General features: G+C 62.7%; 14 protein-coding genes, 3 tRNA genes and 3 rRNA genes. 15 read left to right on the top strand and 5 right to left on the bottom strand.

The window, feature by feature from the left end; genetic code table 11:
- Positions 1-21 precede the first annotated feature (21 nt).
- Both ilvA and lpdA read left to right on the top strand, forming a co-directional pair.
- Positions 22-1,242, top strand: a complete 1,221-nt coding sequence (gene ilvA, locus NGM29_RS03025) for a threonine ammonia-lyase (RefSeq protein ID WP_254158872.1) — start codon at positions 22-24, stop codon at positions 1,240-1,242.
- Positions 1,243-1,329: 87 nt separating this feature from the next.
- Positions 1,330-2,757, top strand: a complete 1,428-nt coding sequence (lpdA, locus tag NGM29_RS03020) for a dihydrolipoyl dehydrogenase (protein ID WP_254158870.1) — start codon at positions 1,330-1,332, stop codon at positions 2,755-2,757.
- 74 nt (positions 2,758-2,831) lie between these two features.
- Here the strand turns inward: lpdA and NGM29_RS03015 are convergent, their stop codons facing one another.
- Entirely contained in the window at positions 2,832-3,332 is a 501-nt protein-coding gene (locus tag NGM29_RS03015; RefSeq protein ID WP_254158868.1) for a halocyanin domain-containing protein, read from the bottom strand.
- Positions 3,333-4,317: 985 nt separating this feature from the next.
- Here NGM29_RS03015 and NGM29_RS03010 point away from each other — a divergent pair.
- The 6 genes from NGM29_RS03010 to NGM29_RS02985 all read left to right on the top strand — a co-directional run bounded on the left by NGM29_RS03010 (position 4,318) and on the right by NGM29_RS02985 (position 10,717).
- A 16S ribosomal RNA gene (locus tag NGM29_RS03010) occupies positions 4,318-5,792 on the top strand.
- Positions 5,793-5,908: 116 nt separating this feature from the next.
- Positions 5,909-5,980 (top strand) — tRNA-Ala (locus NGM29_RS03005).
- A 210-nt stretch (positions 5,981-6,190) separates the two neighbouring features.
- Positions 6,191-9,109: ribosomal RNA gene (locus NGM29_RS03000) — 23S ribosomal RNA — on the top strand.
- Positions 9,110-9,248: 139 nt separating this feature from the next.
- Positions 9,249-9,370 (top strand): 5S ribosomal RNA (gene rrf / locus NGM29_RS02995).
- The 16S, 23S and 5S rRNA genes sit together here with 2 tRNA genes alongside, the layout of an rRNA operon.
- 114 nt (positions 9,371-9,484) lie before the next feature.
- Positions 9,485-9,560 (top strand) — tRNA-Cys (locus tag NGM29_RS02990).
- A gap of 218 nt (positions 9,561-9,778) precedes the next feature.
- Entirely contained in the window at positions 9,779-10,717 is a 939-nt protein-coding gene (locus NGM29_RS02985) for a hypothetical protein (RefSeq protein WP_254158866.1), read from the top strand.
- A 485-nt stretch (positions 10,718-11,202) separates the two neighbouring features.
- Here NGM29_RS02985 and NGM29_RS02980 read toward each other — a convergent pair.
- Positions 11,203-11,276: transfer RNA gene (locus tag NGM29_RS02980), tRNA-Lys, on the bottom strand.
- Between the two features lie 82 nt (positions 11,277-11,358).
- On the opposite strand from NGM29_RS02980, the gene NGM29_RS02975 reads away from it, so the two are divergent.
- Complete coding sequence (locus NGM29_RS02975; RefSeq protein ID WP_254158865.1) at positions 11,359-12,633, top strand: M20/M25/M40 family metallo-hydrolase; 1,275 nt, start codon at positions 11,359-11,361, stop codon at positions 12,631-12,633.
- A gap of 23 nt (positions 12,634-12,656) precedes the next feature.
- Here the strand turns inward: NGM29_RS02975 and NGM29_RS02970 are convergent, their stop codons facing one another.
- The 3 genes from NGM29_RS02970 to NGM29_RS02960 all read right to left on the bottom strand — a co-directional run bounded on the left by NGM29_RS02970 (position 12,657) and on the right by NGM29_RS02960 (position 13,811).
- Entirely contained in the window at positions 12,657-13,376 is a 720-nt protein-coding gene (locus NGM29_RS02970; RefSeq protein WP_254158863.1) for a DUF7119 family protein, read from the bottom strand.
- A gap of 85 nt (positions 13,377-13,461) precedes the next feature.
- Positions 13,462-13,638 carry a hypothetical protein gene (locus NGM29_RS02965; RefSeq protein ID WP_254160675.1) on the bottom strand — a complete coding sequence of 59 codons (177 nt, stop codon included), beginning with the start codon at positions 13,636-13,638 and terminating at the stop codon, positions 13,462-13,464.
- Entirely contained in the window at positions 13,635-13,811 is a 177-nt protein-coding gene (locus NGM29_RS02960; protein ID WP_254158861.1) for a hypothetical protein, read from the bottom strand. The genes NGM29_RS02965 and NGM29_RS02960 overlap by 4 nt, the downstream gene beginning before the upstream one ends.
- 214 nt (positions 13,812-14,025) lie before the next feature.
- Here NGM29_RS02960 and NGM29_RS02955 point away from each other — a divergent pair, with 214 nt between their 5' ends.
- The 6 genes from NGM29_RS02955 (at position 14,026) to NGM29_RS21400 (ending at position 17,956) form a co-directional block, all read left to right on the top strand.
- Entirely contained in the window at positions 14,026-14,400 is a 375-nt protein-coding gene (locus NGM29_RS02955) for a DUF8134 family protein (protein ID WP_254158859.1), read from the top strand.
- Positions 14,401-14,445: 45 nt separating this feature from the next.
- Positions 14,446-16,221 (top strand): nitrite/sulfite reductase, encoded by a 1,776-nt coding sequence (locus tag NGM29_RS02950; protein ID WP_254158857.1) that lies wholly within the window; start codon positions 14,446-14,448, stop codon positions 16,219-16,221.
- A 4-nt stretch (positions 16,222-16,225) separates the two neighbouring features.
- Entirely contained in the window at positions 16,226-16,579 is a 354-nt protein-coding gene (locus NGM29_RS02945) for a DUF6360 family protein (RefSeq protein WP_254158855.1), read from the top strand.
- Positions 16,580-16,643: 64 nt separating this feature from the next.
- Entirely contained in the window at positions 16,644-17,132 is a 489-nt protein-coding gene (locus NGM29_RS02940) for a DUF892 family protein (RefSeq protein WP_254158853.1), read from the top strand.
- A 102-nt stretch (positions 17,133-17,234) separates the two neighbouring features.
- On the top strand, positions 17,235-17,717 hold the full coding sequence (gene rimI / locus NGM29_RS02935) for a ribosomal protein S18-alanine N-acetyltransferase (protein ID WP_254158851.1): 483 nt from the start codon (positions 17,235-17,237) through the stop codon (positions 17,715-17,717).
- A gap of 110 nt (positions 17,718-17,827) precedes the next feature.
- Positions 17,828-17,956 carry a DUF7563 family protein gene (locus NGM29_RS21400; protein ID WP_425499210.1) on the top strand — a complete coding sequence of 43 codons (129 nt, stop codon included), beginning with the start codon at positions 17,828-17,830 and terminating at the stop codon, positions 17,954-17,956.
- The last annotated feature ends 36 nt before the right edge of the window (positions 17,957-17,992 follow it).

Genomic DNA, 17,992 nt, shown 5'->3' with positions numbered 1-17,992 from the left:
CGCCATCCTGATTGTACCGTCATGGTCGAGGTCCGTTTCAAAGACGTGCTGGCGGCCCGCGAGCGCTTCGACGACGAGTCGGTCGTTCGCGAGACGCCGCTCGAGTCCAACCGATCACTGAGCGGAATGGCCGACGCGACGGTGTTTCTGAAGATGGAACACCTCCAGCGAACTGGCTCGTTCAAGACGCGAGGCGCCTACAACAAGCTCGTCCAGGTGGCCGAGGAGGGAACCATCGACCGCGTCGTCGCCGCCAGCGCGGGCAACCACGCCCAGGGGGTGGCCCTGGCCGCGACCAAGACGGGCCTCGAGTCGACCATCGTCATGCCGAAGAATGCCCCGCAGGCGAAGGTCAACGCGACCCGAAGCTACGGCGGCGACGTCGAACTCCACGGCAACGACTTTCAGGCGGCGATGGCCCACGCGAAGACGCTCACCGAAGCCGAGAACGTCGGCTTCGTCCACGCCTACGACGACCCCGACATCGTCGCCGGACAGGGGACGCTGGGACTCGAGATCCACGAGGCGCTCCCCGAGGTCGATACCGTCATCGTCCCGATCGGCGGCGGCGGCATGATCGGCGGCATCGCTACCGCGCTCGCCGGCCTCGACCCCGGAATCCGCGTCGTCGGCGTGCAGGCGGATTCCGCCGCGACGGTCCCCGAGAGCCTCGACAAGGGCTTCCCACAGGGGATCGACGATCCGACCACCATCGCCGACGGGATCGCAACGGGCGGCATCTCGGAACTCACCTTCGAGATCATCCGCGAGCACGTCGACGAAGTCGTCACCGTCACTGACGACCAGATCGCCCAGAGCACGCTCGTGCTCCTCGAACGAGCCAAACAGCTCGTCGAAGGGGCCGGCGCGGCGTCGGTCGCGGCCCTGCTCTCTCCGGACCTCGACGTCAGCGGCGAGACCGTCGTCCCGGTGCTCGGTGGCGGCAACATCGACATCTCCATGCTCCAGACGGTCCTCGAGCATGCGCTGACCGACCGCGACCAGCTGTTGCGACTGCGGGTTCGCATCGCCGACCAGCCCGGAAAGATGGAGGAAGTCTCGGGCGTGATCTCGGACCTTGGGGCGAACATCCGGACGGTCCGCCACGACCGGGCCATCGGCGACCTCCGGGTCGGGGAGGCCTACCTCGTCTTCCAGGTCGTCACCAGCGGCCGTGAGCATGCCAGGGAGGTTCTCGACGCGATCGAATCGCGCGGGTACGACGCCACTCGCGTGGACTGACGCTGCCTCGCTCGAGACCTCGCACACCCCGTCGGTCGGCGCAATACCTGCCCGTTTTTATATCTCGATTGGATTTGCTCTAGCATAATGGTCGTCGGAGACATCGCGACTGGAACGGACGTACTCGTCATCGGTGCGGGCCCAGCAGGCTACGTGGCCGCGATTCGGGCCGGCCAACTCGACCTCGACGTCACGCTCGTCGAGAAGGAGGCCTACGGGGGAACCTGCCTCAACCACGGCTGTATCCCCTCGAAGGCGCTCATCACCGCTAGCGACTTGGCCCACGAGGCTGGCAACGCCGAGGAGATGGGCATCCACGCCGACCCAGCCATCGACCTGGAGGGAATGGTCTCCTGGAAGGACGGCGTTGTCGATCAACTGACAAGCGGCGTCGAGAAGCTCTGTAAGGCCAACGGGGTCAACCTCATGGAGGGCGTCGCCCACTTCGACGGCGAGAACACGGTCCGCGTCTCCCACGGCGGCGAGGGGCAGGGCAGCGAATCCATCGACTTCGAACACGCGATCGTCGCCACCGGTTCTCGCCCGATCGAGATCCCGAACTTCTCCTACGACGACGAGCCCGTACTCAACTCGCGGCAGGCGCTCGCGCTCGATTCGGTCCCCGACTCCCTGATTGTCGTCGGCGCCGGCTACATCGGGATGGAACTCGCGACCGTCTTCGCGAAACTCGGCACCGACGTGACGGTCGTCGAGATGCTCGACGAAGCGCTCAACGGCTTCGACCCCGACCTCGCTCGCCCGGTCAAAAAGCGCGCGAAAGACCTCGGGATCGACTTCCACTTCGGCTACGGGGCCTCCCGCTGGAGCGAGCACGGCAACGGCATTCGCGTCGAGGCCACCTCCGAAGACGGCGAAGACACGCTCGAGATCGACGCCGAGAAGGTGCTCGTGGCCGTCGGCCGCGCCCCCGTCTCCGACACGCTCGAACTCGAGGCCGCCGGCATCGAAACCGACGAACGGGGCTTCATCCCGACCGACGACCGCGGCCGGACGAACGTCGAGCACATCTTCGCCGTCGGCGATGTCGCCGGCGAACCGATGCTCGCCCACGCCGGCAGCAAGGAGGGCCAGGTCGCCGCCGAGGTCATCGCCGGCGAACCCTCGGCGCTCGACTACCAGGCGATGCCCGCGGCCGTCTTCACCGACCCCGAAATCGGTACCGTCGGCATGACCGAGATGGAGGCCGAGGAGATGGGCTTCGAGACGGTCGCCGGGAAGTTCCCGTTCCAGGCCAGCGGCCGTGCGCTCACCACGGGCCACACCGACGGCTTCGTCAAGATCGTCGCCGACGAGGACGCTGGGTTCGTCCTGGGCGCTCAGATCGTCGGCCCCGAGGCCTCCGAACTGATCGCCGAACTCGGCCTCGCCATCGAACTCGGGGCCACCCTCGAGGACATCGCGGCCACGATTCACACCCACCCGACGCTCTCGGAGGCCGTGATGGAAGCCGCCGAGAACGCGCTCGGACACGCGATTCACACGCTGAATCGGTAACGGACTGACAGGCCGACGGACCGCCAGAATTCGTTTTCCCTCCTCTATACGTACACACTCGAGCGCTGCCTCGTTCAATCGCCGGCCCCAGACTCGATGACCTCAAGCGCCCCCTTCATCCCTCGATGGCGATGGGGGGTGCAGTAGTAGGTGTAGACACCTGACTCGTCGAACGTGAACGAGAACGTCTCCCCCTCGCCGTACTGCTCGCCGCTGTCGAACGTACCGTCGGTATCGACCACGTCGTGTCGACCGCCCGCACCCGTCCACTCCCAGGTGACCGTTGAGCCGGCCTCGATCCGAACCGCCCGCGGGGCGTATCCCATCCCCTCGCGACCGGTGCCGACCGCGACGACCAGCTTTTCCTCGCTGGCTCCCGTCCAGTCGACTGTCCCCGGATGATCGATCCCCTGGAGATGTCCACCGAGCTCGGGTTCGTCGTCCTCGGCGACGAACGATTCGCCGTCATAGTAGTCACCGTCGTCACCGCGTCCGAAGAGACACCCCGCTAGCCCCGCTGTCGCTGCGATTCCAACTCCCTCGAGAACCCGCCGCCTGGTCGCTCGCTCGCGCATGTATCTAGCCGTTCGGCTTCGTGGCCATAGCTCTCTCGCTCTCCCTCGCACCGTTGCAACGTATCCAACGTCTTCTTACGCGTGCACGCACGACCGTACACGTACGCGGGTACCACTCGATCCGACCCCACCTGCCAGGGAGGGATGACCGATCGACCTCCGCCCGCGGGACACCACTCGACGAGCAGCCGCGCCGTTCGACGGACTTGGCCCCGAACCAGGGGATACATTTATTACTATTTTGACGTTCCTTGAGAACCCGTGATCGGTGGAAAACCGTGACATGGTAGCGGGTTCCCACGGAGCTATCGGTTCGACGGCCTTATATACTAACCCTCTCCTCGAATAGAATGCAAACGACGTGGCCCACGCCGCCACGTCCCCTCTGGCCGTTTCCCGGCACGGAGGTTGGCACTGCATTCCACCCTTACACCGGGCGTCGAACCGATCCGACGACCTTAAGTGTGTAAGCCAATTCGGATTGGACGCAACCGTGGTCGGCCTCGCCGGCCACACCGATCCAACGGCCTTATATACTTAGGGGCGTTCAGATTGGAACGCGAACGCCTCGCTGGATGCGACTTCCGGCCGGGCCGCGATCCGATGCCCTTAAGTGTGTAAGGCGATTCGGATTGGATGTGAACGAGGTCGGCTTCGCCGGCTTCGATCCGATCCGACGCCCTTAAGTAAACGAGGGCATTCGGATGCAAACGCAAAGAACGCGTGATCGATGGGGCGTTCAACTCGCTCCATCATCTCGGACTCGGTTCGAAGGGGTTATGTACCCCGGACGACCTACAAAGTAGTCCGAAGGAAATGAGGATCTCACCCCTGCGGTCCGCCGTACAGATGGGATCTGATGTTAGCCTTGGTAGTTCGGTGACGCTCGATCGGTTAATCGAGGCTGGTCACCGAACGGACCCATTTAGTGTGAGTGTGTACCTACATTCACCGCCAACTCCTCCAGCTCTGCTGGAGGGATAGCATTCCGGTTGATCCTGCCGGAGGTCATTGCTATTGGAGTCCGATTTAGCCATGCTAGTCGCACGAGTTCAGACTCGTGGCAGATAGCTCAGTAACACGTGGCCAAACTACCCTGTTGAGGGCGATAACCTCGGGAAACTGAGGCTAATAGCCCATACGGCTCGATGCCTGGAACTGGCTCGAGCTCGAAATGCTCAGGCGCGACAGGATGTGGCTGCGGCCGATTAGGTAGACGGTGGGGTAACGGCCCACCGTGCCGATAATCGGTACGGGTTGTGAGAGCAAGAGCCCGGAGACGGAATCTGAGACAAGATTCCGGGCCCTACGGGGCGCAGCAGGCGCGAAACCTTTACACTGCACGACAGTGCGATAAGGGGACTCCAAGTGCGAGGGCATATAGTCCTCGCTTTTGTGTACCGTAAGGTGGTACACGAATAAGGGCTGGGCAAGACCGGTGCCAGCCGCCGCGGTAATACCGGCAGCCCAAGTGATGACCGCTATTATTGGGCCTAAAGCGTCCGTAGCTGGCCGTACAAGTCCGTCGGGAAATCTACTCGCCTAACGAGTAGACGTCCGGCGGAAACTGTTCGGCTAGGGACCGGAAGACCTGAGGGGTACGTCTGGGGTAGGAGTGAAATCCCGTAATCCTGGACGGACCACCGGTGGCGAAAGCGCCTCAGGAAGACGGATCCGACAGTGAGGGACGAAAGCTCGGGTCACGAACCGGATTAGATACCCGGGTAGTCCGAGCCGTAAACGATGTCTGCTAGGTGTGACGCTGGCTACGAGCCAGCGTTGTGCCGTAGGGAAGCCGTGAAGCAGACCGCCTGGGAAGTACGTCCGCAAGGATGAAACTTAAAGGAATTGGCGGGGGAGCACTACAACCGGAGGAGCCTGCGGTTTAATTGGACTCAACGCCGGACATCTCACCAGCACCGACAGTATGCTGTGAAGCTCAGTGTGATGAGCTTAGTGGAGCTACTGAGAGGAGGTGCATGGCCGCCGTCAGCTCGTACCGTGAGGCGTCCTGTTAAGTCAGGCAACGAGCGAGACCCGCACTCCTAATTGCCAGCAACACCCTTGTGGTGGTTGGGTACATTAGGAGGACTGCCAGTGCCAAACTGGAGGAAGGAACGGGCAACGGTAGGTCAGTATGCCCCGAATGTGCTGGGCTACACGCGGGCTACAATGGTCGAGACAGTGGGATGCTACGCCGAAAGGCGACGCTAATCTCCTAAACTCGATCGTAGTTCGGATTGAGGGTTGAAACTCACCCTCATGAAGCTGGATTCGGTAGTAATCGCGCCTCAGAAGGGCGCGGTGAATACGTCCCTGCTCCTTGCACACACCGCCCGTCAAAGCACCCGAGTGAGGTCCGGATGAGGCCGCCGTAACGGCGGTCGAATCTGGGCTTCGCAAGGGGGCTTAAGTCGTAACAAGGTAGCCGTAGGGGAATCTGCGGCTGGATCACCTCCACAGACCGGGACTGGGGCGATGCCCCAGCCCACATGCGGTCCGTTCACCGACCGCTCGATCGGCCGAGCGAGCACCTTTGAACTACCAAGGCTAACGTTGTGCCCCCGAGAGGGGGTGGGCCCATAGCTCAGTGGTAGAGTGCCTCCTTTGCAAGGAGGATGCCCAGGGTTCGAATCCCTGTGGGTCCATCTCTCGGGTGACGATTGCTGTACTCTTTGAGTACGGCGTCTGATCCCGAATGAACCGATGCACCACCCCGCGCAAGCGTGGGTGGGAAGGGTCGATGCCACCAGCCGTCTACTGGTGGCAGATGAAGACCGTATGTACGTGTAGTCCAGGCGTCCACTGGACCCGTTCCCGGGTCACAACCGCTGCATTCTGTGCAGCACCGATCCGAAAGAACGTGGCTACTGTGCCAACTGGTGGATCGCTCGGCTCGAGAGCCGACGACGGACGTGCCAAGCTGCGATAAGCCCAAGGGACCCGCACGGAGGGGAAGAACTTGGGATCTCCGAATAGGAATCCTCTTGCAATTGCTTAGCGCAATGGGGAACGTCGAGAATTGAAACATCTTAGTATCGACAGGAAAAGAAAGCAAACCGCGATGTCGTTAGTAACGGCGAGTGAACCCGACACAGTCCAAACCGAAGCCCTCACGGGCAATGTGGTGTTCGGACTGACTCTCAGCACTCGACCATCGACGAGAAATCCCTTGGAATAGGGTACGAAACAGGGTGACAGTCCCGTACCGTCGATCACTAAAGTGTGCGTCAGCTCCAGAGTAGCGGGGGTTGGAAATCCCTCGTGAAAACCGCGGGCATTGACCGCGAAGACTAAACACTCCTCGAGACCGATAGCGAACAAGTAGCGTGAGCGAACGCTGAAAAGCACCCCAAAAAGGGAGGTGCAATAGGGCGTGAACTCAGTTGGCGATAGAGCGACGGGGCATACAAGGTCCCTCTCACAATGAACCAGGTGCGAACCTGTAGTAAGCCGGGAGGGAAGCCGGTGTTCCGTCGTACGTTTTGAAAAACGAACCAGAGAGTGTGCCTGTCTGACGAGTCTAACCCGAGTATCGGGGAAGGCAGAGGGAAACCGATATGACCGCAGTCTTACGACCAGGGTCACCGTGTTCAAGCGCGGGGAGTCAGGCGGGCACGACCCGAAACCGGATGATCTAGGCATGGGCAGGGTGAAGCGTGGCGAAAGCCACGTGGAGGCCCGCTAGCGTTGGTGTCCTACAATACCCTCGCGTGACCTATGTCTAGGGGTGAAAGGCCCATCGAATCCGGAAACAGCTGGTTCCAACCGAAACATGTCGAAGCATGACCTCCGCTGAGGTAGTTCGTGGGGTAGAGCGACGGATTGGGGGACCGGACTCCGAGAGGAGTTCGCCCCCCTGTCCAACTCCGAACCTACGAACGCCGTCGACGCGGGGAGTCCGGTGCGCGGGGTAAGCCTGTGTACCGTGAGGGAGACAACCCAGAGCTGGGTTAAGGTCCCCAAGTATGGACTAAGTGCGATCGAAGGTGGTCGCAAGCCCTAGACAGCCGGGAGGTGAGCTTAGAAGCAGCTACCCTCTAAGAAAAGCGTAACAGCTTACCGGCCGAGGTTTGCGGCGCCGAAAATGATCGGGGCTCAAGTTCATCACCGAGACCTAGCGACGTGCCTCACCGCACGATTCCGTAGGTTGGCGTACTGTTCGGGTGGAAGCACGGCCGAGAGGTCGTGTGGACCGTGCAGTAACGAAAATTCTGGTCATAGTAGCAGCGTTAGTCGGGTGAGAACCCCGACGGCCGAACGAGTAAGGGTTCCTCAGCAATGCTAATCAGCTGAGGGTTAGCCGGTCCTAAGTCAGCCCGCAATTCGAAGCTGACAAAAGGGAAATAGGTTAATATTCCTATGCCAGTGTGCACTCAAAGCCGACGCTTTGGGGCCGCCTCTCCCGGGCTTTCGCCCGGGTGAACAGTCCAAGACCGTGGAAGCCGTAATGGCACGAAGCGGTCGAATGGCTGGATAACGCAAGAGAGGTCAACCCAGAGCCCGTGAAAAGGCAAGCACACTGTCCGTACCGAGATCCGACACAGGTACTCGTGGCGGCGAAAGCCAAGGTCTGTCGGGAGCAACCGACGTTAGGGAATTCGGCAAGTTAGTCCCGTACGTTCGCAATAAGGGATGCCTGCCACGGAAAGTGGCAGGTCGCAGTGACTCGGGCGCTCCAACTGTCTAGTAACAACATAGGTGACCGCAAATCCGTAAGGACTCGTACGGTCACTGAATCCTGCCCAGTGCAGGTATCTGAACACCCCGTACAAGGGGACGAAGGACCTGTTAACGGCGGGGGTAACTATGACCCTCTTAAGGTAGCGTAGTACCTTGCCGCTTTAGTAGCGGCTTGCATGAATGGATCAATGAGAGCGCCACTGTCCCAACGTTGGGCCCGGTGAACTGTACATTCCAGTGCGGAGTCTGGAGACCCCCAAGGGGAAGCGAAGACCCTATAGAGCTTTACTGCAGGCTGTCACTGAGACGTGGTCGCCATTGTGCAGCATAGGTAGGAGCCGTTACACAGGTACCCGCGCTAGCGGGCCACCGAGGCATCACTGAAATACTACCCGATGGTGACTGCGACTCTCACTCCTGGCGGAGGACACTGGTAGCCGGGCAGTTTGACTGGGGCGGTACGCGCTTGAAAAGATATCGAGCGCGCCCCAAGGTTTCCTCACTCGGGTCGGAGACCCGAGAAAGAGCGCAAGAGCATACGGAAGCCTGACAGTGTCCGGCACAACAACGGACGCTGACGCGAAAGCGTGGTCTAGCGAACCAATTAGCCCGCCCAATGCGGGCAATTGCTGACAGAAAAGCTACCTTAGGGATAACAGAGTCGTCACCCGCAAGAGCACATATCGACCGGGTGGCTTGCTACCTCGATGTCGGTTCCCTCCATCCTGCCTGTGCAGAAGCAGGCAAGGGTGAGGTTGTTCGCCTATTAAAGGAGGTCGTGAGCTGGGTTTAGACCGTCGTGAGACAGGTCGGCTGCTATCTATTGGGGGTGTTACGGTATCTGACGGGAACGTTCGTATAGTACGAGAGGAACTCCGAATGGGTGCCACTCGTGTACCGGCTGTCCGAGAGGGCACGTGCCGGGCAGCGACGCACCACGGGGTAAGAGCTGAACGCATCTAAGCTCGAAACCCACCTGAAAAAGAGATACCACCGAGATCACTCGTAGAAGACGAGTTCAATAGACTCGGGGTGTACGCACCGAGGCAACGAGGTGTTGAGCCCGCGAGCACTAACAGATCGAGCCACCATTCATTTCGCATGGATCAACCCGTAAGAACGGGTCCAGGCGCTAATTGGACTACACGTACATAACGGTCACAGCGACCAGAGAACCCTAGACACCGTACACCGACCCTGGTATCGTCGCGGTTCGACTCCGCGAGTCGGCATTACGGCGGCCAGAGCGGCGGGGCACCACCCGTACCCATCCCGAACACGGCAGTTAAGCCCGCCCGCGTTTCGGCCAGTACTGGCGTGGGAGACCCGCTGGGAACCCCGGCTCGCCGCCGACCCACTCATACACTATTCAACCCTCACGAGCGACTGCGCTCGTGGGGGTTTTCGTCTTTACAGCGGGCAAATCGTACCGCTACGCTTAAACGAACGCGGTGGCTACATCCGAGCGCGCCAAGGTGGCAGAGTTCGGCCGAACGCAGTTGCCTGCAGAGCAACCCATCGCCGGTTCAAATCCGGCCCTTGGCTCTTTCACGTTTCGTACATTGATCCGGTCCCTTTAGGCCGTGTCATCTCCTCCCTTCGAGCGCGTTGGTTTCGATTCCCGGAGTCACTCCTTCAAATCCTCGAGTGCCAGTCAATTGCGGTCGATCTCGACCAGGTTCGGCTCGAGTGAATGCGATCCCTGACTCCGATCTTTCGAGAACTTAGTAACCGTTATACGACGCGCGGACAACGCCTCATACATGCAATTACGCGCAGGGATCGTCTACGCCGTCCTGTTTATGGTGGTCGCTGCGGGCGCGTACGCCGTTATCGCGACCGCGGAATCACCGCAGGTGACGATCGACGAAGCCGATGCGGACTACCAACTCGAGCAGGGTGACGAGATAACGATCGAGAATCGGACGTACAACGTGTCCGAGCTGGACGGGGCTGCCGGAACTGGGACGTTGGAATACGTCAACGATTCCGTTCCAACTGACGTGGCGTGGTCCGGTGCGAGCGCTGCAAATGGTGACGCCTGGGACGATGGCGATACGGTTCAGTTCGAGGAGGAGGGAACGGAGTATTCCGTCTACATTTACGCGCCGCCGGGAGAGGGTGATGGAAACGAGAGCGCCGATGGTGGTGATGGAAACGAGAGCGCCGATGGTGGTGATGGAAACGAGAGCGAGGCCCAACCGGAGACGTTCTTGCTGATCGAATCGGTCGATTCCGAGGAGTACACGTTCCTCGAGCGCCCCGACGGCGTCTACGTGATCGTCGAGGAGGACGGCCAGGAGGTCGTTCGACACGTCACGGAGGTCGACGACATCGAGACCCGGGAGTACGCTGTCGGAGACGAGGTGACGTTTTATAACTCCGAGATGGAAGAGCAGGTTGACGGTGAGGTGACGGCGCTTGCGACCGACGAGGTGACCGTCGAGTACACCGGTGAGGAAGTCTCGGAGGTATCGCTTACTCACAACGAGGATGTGATGATCCAACAGACGCCCTACGGCGTGCACTTCCCGAGCGAAGACGTCGTTTACCTGACCGAGGACGTCGAGAGTTTCCAGGCCCAGCATCAGGCGGTCGACGAGCACAACGAGCGGATCCACGGGTTCTGGTGGGTGATCGGGCTATCAGTGATCGCGATCGTGTTGCTGGCCGGGTTGGCGTTCATGCCGTTGCGGGGCTGAGGGCTCGAGCTTCTAGACGATCGCGGTTCGTGTACCGTTTCGTCAGCGTGGTTGGCATCGGGGTGTTTTCGGTTTTGGTTTTTGGTGTCTGTACTCTTCGGCCGTTCTCGAGTGGCAACTGCGGCTCGTTCGGTGCGGTTCGATGCGGTTCAGTGTGGTCCGGTGCGGTTCGACACTCGAGGAACCGTCGTATCGACGAGGTGGACTGATCTGAACTCGCTGCTCACGAACGTGTTCACGACAGGAAAGCGAGACGGGCGCGACTGTGAACCACGCCCAGAAATGCTCGCTTCGGTGTGGCTTTCTGGTCTCCTTCAGATCGCTATATGACCGTGTTACTCCTCGCGGTTCTGCTTGGAGCAAGGGGCCGGGCGCAATTGGAAGACACGGTCGCTTCCTCGCTCACTTCGTTCGCGAGACTGCGCTCTCCCTGCGTTCAAATCGCAGAGCCGTTTTGCCACTCGCGAATGTGCTCGTGACAAAAGCGGGCCGGGCGCGATTTGAACACGCGACCGTCTGGTTAAAAGCCAGACGCTCTGCCGAACTGAGCTACCGGCCCTGTACTCTCCTCTTTCGGGGACGCGTGGTTAAACGTTTCTTTCTCCCACGGTATTATATCGGGGTCCGACGTGGTCTCGCACATGAATTTCAGCATCTGGGACGACGACCTTCGGGAGTTCGTCGACACGTGCTGTTCGTTCGAGACGACTGCAGGAAACGAGAAGCCGGCCCAGGTGTGGCTGCGCGAGGAACTCGAGGCGGCGGGCTTTCGAACCTATACCTGGGAGGCTGACCCGGTCGTCCTGGCCGAGCATCCGTCGTTCCCGGACGACCCCGACGACATCGAAACGGCGGATCGGCCGAGCGTCGCCGGAGTCCTCGAGTTCGGAGATCCTGACGCGGGGCCGACGCTGGTGTTGAACGGTCACGTCGACGTCGTTCCCACGGGGTCGGGGTGGGAAGGTGATCCGTTCGAGCCCCGGTGGCGCGATGGTCGCCTGACGGCCAGGGGTGCGGCGGACATGAAGTCTGGGCTGGGGGTGTGCGTGTTTGCGGCGCGTCACCTCGCGGAGGGCGCTACGAATAATGGCCACGGCCCCGACCTGAACGGCCGAATCGTCGTCGAGAGCGTTGTCGGCGAGGAGGAAGGCGGGATCGGTGCGGCCGCGGCGGCCCTCGAGAACCCCTATCCGTTCGAGCGGGACGCGATGATCGTCGCGGAACCGACCGAGTTACGTCCGGTGACGGCGGTCGAGGGAAGCCTGATGATCCGGATCGGTCTCGAGGGCCGGTCGGCCCACGCGGCGACGCGGTGGCGGGGGGCGTCGGTGTTGCCGGCGTTCGAGCGCGTTCGCGAGGAGTGCGAGGCGTTCGAACGGGAACGAAGCGAGGCCGTCTCCCATCCGTTGTACGACGAGTTCCCGATTCCGTGGCCGATCTGTATCGGGCGAGTCGAGGCGGGACGGTGGGCGTCCTCGGTCCCGGACGAACTGACGGCGGAGGTTCGGGTCGGCGTCGCCCCCGGGGAGACGGTGACGGACGTCGAACACGCGCTCCGAAGCCGCCTCGAGTCGCTGTCGGACGATCCGTCCTGGCCGGCGGGGGTCAGCGGGCCAACGATCGAGCGGTTCTCGGTGCAGTTTGAACCGGCTGAAATCGCGGCGGACGAACCGGTAGTTTCGGCGCTCCAGGACGCGATGGCGGCGCGAGGGTTCGACGCCGAGGCGATCGAACCGTGCGGGGCGACCTACGGCGCCGACAATCGACACTACATCGAGGCGGGGATTCCGACAATCCTGTTCGGGCCGGGGAGCATCGACCAGGCACACTTCCCAGAGGAGACGATCGAGTGGAACGAGGTGCTCGAGGCGGGGGCGATCATTGCGAAGGCGGCGCGGGCGTACCTGTCGCAGTGAGGAATTGTGACGCTTTCCCGATGCTACTCGAGCGCGTTCTCGAGGGCGTCCGCGACGATCGTTCCCGGATCGACGCCCTCGAGTGAGGCTCGTCGCCGGAGGTCGCGGTAGGCCGACGCCGGGAGGGTGAGTTCGAGGCGACCGAGGGTAACGTCGCAGTCGTCGAGCGCGCGTTCGATCGAGGCCCCATCGTTGACCTGACTGGCGACCTGGCGGACGTCGCGGACGGTGAGGTCGCCGTCGAGGACGGCCCAGGCGAGCAAGAGCCGGTCCTCGCCGCCGACGCGGGCGATGTGTTTGGCGGCGGAGGGGGCGATTTCGCCGAGGGCGACCTGTCGACGAACCGACCGGGGGAGATCGTGGACGCGGGCCCACTTGCGGATGAACGAGACTGTGACCGTCTCATCGTCCTCGAGGTGGGCGCTCGCTTGCTCGGCGGCGGTTTTGTACGATCCCTCGCCGCGGACGAGGGCGGCACAGGCCGCGGCGCCACGGAGCATGTAGAGGTGGTCCTCGTCGACGGACCCGGTGGCGAACTGGGCAACGGTTTCGGCCGCGAGTGCGAGACTGTCCGGATCGTCGGGGTCGAACTGGACGGCCCGACGAGCGTGGGTCCCCGTGATCGATTCGTCGCCCCGGATGACCGGTGCGCCGACCGGTGATTTTCGATCCGTCGGGATCGGAGGCTCGTTCCCGGGGTCGCCGTCTCGAGCGCGGCGGTCTCCGGTGTGGTCGTCGGTCATGTACCGCTGATAGGGGCGACGTGCCTAAAAAGCGTTCCAGACGGCCCGCTGTGGTTCGACGAGGGGTGCATCCGGGGCCTCCTCGCTACTCTTTGCGTCGCTCGGCGAGGTGCTCCCAGATTTCCGTACAGCCAGCGCCGACGTCGACGTCCTCGAGGTGGGTCGTCTCGTCCTCATCGTCGCGAGCCGTCTCCGGAGCGGTTTCGTCGCCTTCGTCGCCGGATTCGGCCAGCTGGCGTCCGTCAGGCGTCGCCTTCGTCATCGTGTGGCCCCCGGGTCGTCGGTCGGTACAGACCTCGACGCGCCGGTTTCGACGGGAGGGAGGTGTAACTCCGGAGCCACGTCGGCGGAGACGTGCTGGCGACTCCGGACCTTGCGTTCGGAGGGCTGGCGACGCGATGGGCGGTCGTGTGGCCGTGACGGGTCGTCGGGCATACTCCCCCGTATGTTCGGCCATCGCTTAAGTACGGCTTCGGGTGCAAGCGATACCTCTGCTCCCGTTCTCGGGTAACGATTGCTGGTATCTCTGACGGGCTGAAACGAAAGACGGCGACGCCTGCTGGCGATCTCCGCCCAAATAGCCGTCACGACAACGGCGAAGCATTGCACGTGCCGATGGACGAAGGTGGGTTCCACCCGAAGCGAGGGCATGGCAATCTCGTTGCGTACCCTCGACGACGGGGCGTGGATCAGCGTCAACGACTCCCGAACGGTCGGCGCGAGCGACGTCTGGACCCTCGCTCGCGGTCGATTCTGTCGGTGCGAACCGGCGTACGTCCTCTTCGAGGGGTTCACGGACGTCGGCGTCGACGGCACCAGCGTAGTTGCGGGGGCGGTCGGCCGGTGTCTCGAATGCGGTCGTCACGACTCCCTCGAGCGCCTGCCGGTCGGCCGGATCGTCGACGGCGAGTTCGAACGGTACGAGGCGTCGGCCGTCCAGGCGACGCTCGAACCGGTGTCCGGCAGAGCGGTCGAACCCGGGCGGCAAATACCGCCGGAAGGGGCGAGAGGCGGGGAGAACTGACGCCACGGCCGGGGCCTTGTAGGTGGTCCGCGTAGCCCGGTGCAGATGCCAAGCGACGTCGAGAACTGGAAAGACGAACTGTACGGGACCGATATCAGGGAGGCGATCGAGGAGTTCGCTGCGTCGGGATGGGAGTCGATACCCGAGGACGAACACGACGCCTGGTTCGAGCGCTTCAAGTGGTACGGACTGTACCACCAGCGCGCCGGCCAGGAATCCTATTTCATGCTCCGGGTCGGTCCGCCGAGCGGAGTCCTCCAGCCGGGGCAGTTTCGCATCCTGGCCGAACTTGCCAATGAGTACTCGAACGGGCCCGCCGCCAATCCGGAATTCGGCAATGGCTGGCTCGACGTGACGACCCGTCAGGCCGTCCAGCTCCACTGGATCAACCTCGAGGACGTCCCCGCAATCTTCGACCGACTCGAGGACGTCGGTCTCTCGGCGGTGCAGGCCTGCGGCGACTCCTGGCGGAACATCGTGGGCTGTCCGGTCGCCGGGAAGGACGAGCACGAACACGTCGACGCCGGTGCGTTGGCCGACGATCTCCACGATACGTTCAAGCGCAACGAGGCGCACTCGAACCTTCCGCGGAAGTGGAAGGTGGCGGTCACCGGCTGCGACGAGGGCTGTGGGCAGGGCGACATCAACGACCTCGCGTTCGAACCTGCCGAAAAGGAAATCGACGGCGAGACGATGACCGGCTACAACGTCCGCGTCGGCGGCGGTCTCGCCCGCAACGAGCCCCGCTTTGCCCGCGACATCGACGTCTTCGTCACGCCCGAGCAGGCGGTCGACGTCGCCGGCGGCATTTCGGGTCTGTTCCGGGACTACGGCAACCGCGAGAACCGCTACGCCGCCCGGATGAAGTTCCTCGTTGACGAGTGGGGCCCGGAGAAGGTTCGCGACGTCCTCCAGGAGGAGTACGTCGACTTCGACCTCGAGACCGCGGGCGAGGACCTGCGCTCGTCGTACTCCTACAACGCCGGCGAGGCCGCCGGCAAGCACGACCACGTCGGCGTCCACGACCAGCCAGACGGCGATTCGTACGTCGGGTTGAACGTCCTCGTCGGTCGGATCGGCGCCGCCGACGCCCTCGAGCTGGCCGACATCGCCGACGAGTACGGCTCTGGCGAAGTTCGTCTCACCCAGCGCCAGAACATTATCTTCACGGACGTCCCCGACGAGAACCTGGACGACCTGCTCGCCGAGCCGCTGCTCGAGACCTACAGCCCGGACCCGCATCCGTTCCAGCGGGGGTCGATCGCCTGCACCGGGACCGAGTTCTGCTCGCTCTCGATCGTCGAGACGAAGAACCGCCAGGTCCGGTTCTCGCGCTGGCTGGTCGAGAACATCGACCTGCCCGAGGGCGTCGACGACTTCCACATTCACCTCTCGGGGTGTACCGCGTCGTGCGCCCAGCCCCAGATCGCCGACGTCTCCCTGCGCGGGATGAAGACGCGCAAGGACGGCGAGCCGGTCGAGGCGCTCGACATCGGCCTTGGTGGCGGCCTCGGCGAGAATCCGCAGTTCGCTTCCTGGGTTGGCGAGCGGGTTCCCGTCGACGAAGTGCCGGGGACGATCGCGAACCTGCTCGAGAACTTCGCGGCGGTTCGCGAAGGTGAGGAGAGCTTCCGCGAGTTCGTCGCCGCGCGCGACGACGACGAACTGGCCGACCTCATCGAACCCGAGGAGACCGACTACGAGGATCCGTACATGCACAACACCAAGCGAACCTGGTACCCATACGCCGACCAGGACGCCCTGGACGAGAGCCCGGCTCCGGCGACGCCCGACGGGTCGCCGATTCCGTCGGACGACTGAGTCCATGGTCAACCGACTCATGCGCGTCACCGCGCACACGACGCTGGACCTCGCCGACGCGGTCGTGACGGGACACGACTTCGAGGACGAGCGGGACGCGGTGGTAGACGCGACCGCTGCTCGGAGACAGCCCGATCACGTCAAACTGCAACTCGAGCTGGACAACATGTCCGAGACGCACCTGCCAGCGCACATGGAGGAGGTGCGGCTGACGCCCGAGCAGGCGCGGGCGCTGGCGGCCGACCTGGAGAAACATGCCGGGCGCGTCGAGGCGGCTGCGGATTCGGGTTCGAGTTCGGAAGCCGACTCGAGTTCGACCTCGACTGCTGGTTCGAGTTCGGAATCAACCTCCGAGTAACCCGCCTGCCATCGCAGGCTGACGAGGTTTGTCCCTGCTCGGCGGAGTCCGACCTGGTGGTTCCATGACCGAAACGATCCAGGACCTGTTCGAGCACGGCCTCGAGGACATCTACCACGCCGAGCACCAGCTACTCGACGCGCTGGAAGACCTCGAGGAACACACCGAGCGCGAAGAGATTGCGAACGCCTTCGCCGAACACCGCGAGGAGACCCAGACGCACATCGACCGCCTCGAAGAGGTGTTCGACATGTTCGGCGAGCCGCCCGAGAAGGAGGAGTGTGAGGGCATCGAGGGGCTGATCGAGGAGTACGAGGAGTTCCTCGAGACCGACCCCAGCCAGGAGATCCTCGACTACCACAACATGGCGGCCGCCGAGAAGACCGAACACTACGAAATCGCGGCCTACGGCAACCTGATCCCGCTGGCAGCCCAGATGGATATGGGCGACGCGGCCGACCTGCTCGAGGAGAACCTCCGGGAGGAACAGGACGCCCTCGAGGAGTTGAAGACGCTCACCGAGGAGTTCGATATGGAAGCGATCCCGGCCTGAGGTCAAATCGACTGAAACGGCGGATATGCCCGAAATCTCCAATCGACGAACCAGAGTGAACGGTCGCGTACTTATTTTACCCTCACGCCGATACTCCCTCCTGTGACGACACCGACCGAGTCGACGCGGACTCGAGACGGCGTGACGATCCGCCAGGCCGAGCGGGCCGACCTGCTCGCGGTCGTGCAGATCGAGAACACGTCGTTCCCCCAGCCGTGGCCCTACGACGCGTTCACCCAGTTTCTGGGTGAGCTCGGGTTTCTGGTCGCCGAGACCGACGACGGGCGGGTCGCCGGGTACGTCGTTTCGGACGTGACGCCGAACTACGGCCGCGACATCGGCCACATCAAGGACGTCGCCGTCCACCCCGACTGGCGCGGTTCGGGTATCGGCTCGGCGCTGCTGGGTCGGTCGCTCGCCGTCCTCGCGAGCCAGGGCGCGCACTCGGTCAAACTCGAGGTCCGGGAATCGAACGACGGGGCGAAACGCCTCTACGATCGGTTCGGCTTCGATCCGTTACGGCGAGTGCCACGGTACTACGAGGACGGCGAGGATGCCATCGTGATGGTTCGCGAGCTTTCGTGATCCGTTCCACGATACCCGCGACACCCCTCGCGCTCGTGGCGCTCGCGAACCGAGGAAACCTTGCATAGGCACCCACAGCCGCTATTCTCACACTCAGCGGAGCCTCGAGCATGGACTTCACACCGGAGTCGAGTACCTGTGTGCGCTGCGGTCGCCCGGTCTCGATCGATTACCGTCGAACCCACGGTGACGAGAACGGATTCGTGGAAACGTGTCCGCAATGTCGGCGCTCTGGGTGACGCGAAACCTATAATTTGCTAAAATCAGTAGCAGAT

This window comes from Natronosalvus rutilus (assembly GCF_024204665.1).
GTDB classification, from domain to species: domain Archaea; phylum Halobacteriota; class Halobacteria; order Halobacteriales; family Natrialbaceae; genus Natronosalvus; species Natronosalvus rutilus.
The sequence above is the reverse complement of the archived record's forward strand: the minus strand, read 5'-3'. Positions and strand labels throughout refer to the sequence as shown.

Coding starts and splice junctions, on each gene's coding strand:
- NGM29_RS02940 (WP_254158853.1), top strand. CDS start 16,644: ATGACCGAAACGATCCAGGACCTGTTCGAGCACGGCCTCGAGGACATC.
- NGM29_RS02960 (WP_254158861.1), bottom strand. CDS start 13,811: ATGCCCGACGACCCGTCACGGCCACACGACCGCCCATCGCGTCGCCAG.
- ilvA (WP_254158872.1), top strand. CDS start 22: ATGGTCGAGGTCCGTTTCAAAGACGTGCTGGCGGCCCGCGAGCGCTTC.
- NGM29_RS03015 (WP_254158868.1), bottom strand. CDS start 3,332: ATGCGCGAGCGAGCGACCAGGCGGCGGGTTCTCGAGGGAGTTGGAATC.
- NGM29_RS02945 (WP_254158855.1), top strand. CDS start 16,226: ATGGTCAACCGACTCATGCGCGTCACCGCGCACACGACGCTGGACCTC.
- NGM29_RS02965 (WP_254160675.1), bottom strand. CDS start 13,638: ATGACGAAGGCGACGCCTGACGGACGCCAGCTGGCCGAATCCGGCGAC.
- NGM29_RS02955 (WP_254158859.1), top strand. CDS start 14,026: ATGGCAATCTCGTTGCGTACCCTCGACGACGGGGCGTGGATCAGCGTC.
- NGM29_RS02975 (WP_254158865.1), top strand. CDS start 11,359: ATGAATTTCAGCATCTGGGACGACGACCTTCGGGAGTTCGTCGACACG.
- lpdA (WP_254158870.1), top strand. CDS start 1,330: ATGGTCGTCGGAGACATCGCGACTGGAACGGACGTACTCGTCATCGGT.
- NGM29_RS02970 (WP_254158863.1), bottom strand. CDS start 13,376: ATGACCGACGACCACACCGGAGACCGCCGCGCTCGAGACGGCGACCCC.
- NGM29_RS02950 (WP_254158857.1), top strand. CDS start 14,446: ATGCCAAGCGACGTCGAGAACTGGAAAGACGAACTGTACGGGACCGAT.
- NGM29_RS02985 (WP_254158866.1), top strand. CDS start 9,779: ATGCAATTACGCGCAGGGATCGTCTACGCCGTCCTGTTTATGGTGGTC.
- NGM29_RS21400 (WP_425499210.1), top strand. CDS start 17,828: ATGGACTTCACACCGGAGTCGAGTACCTGTGTGCGCTGCGGTCGCCCG.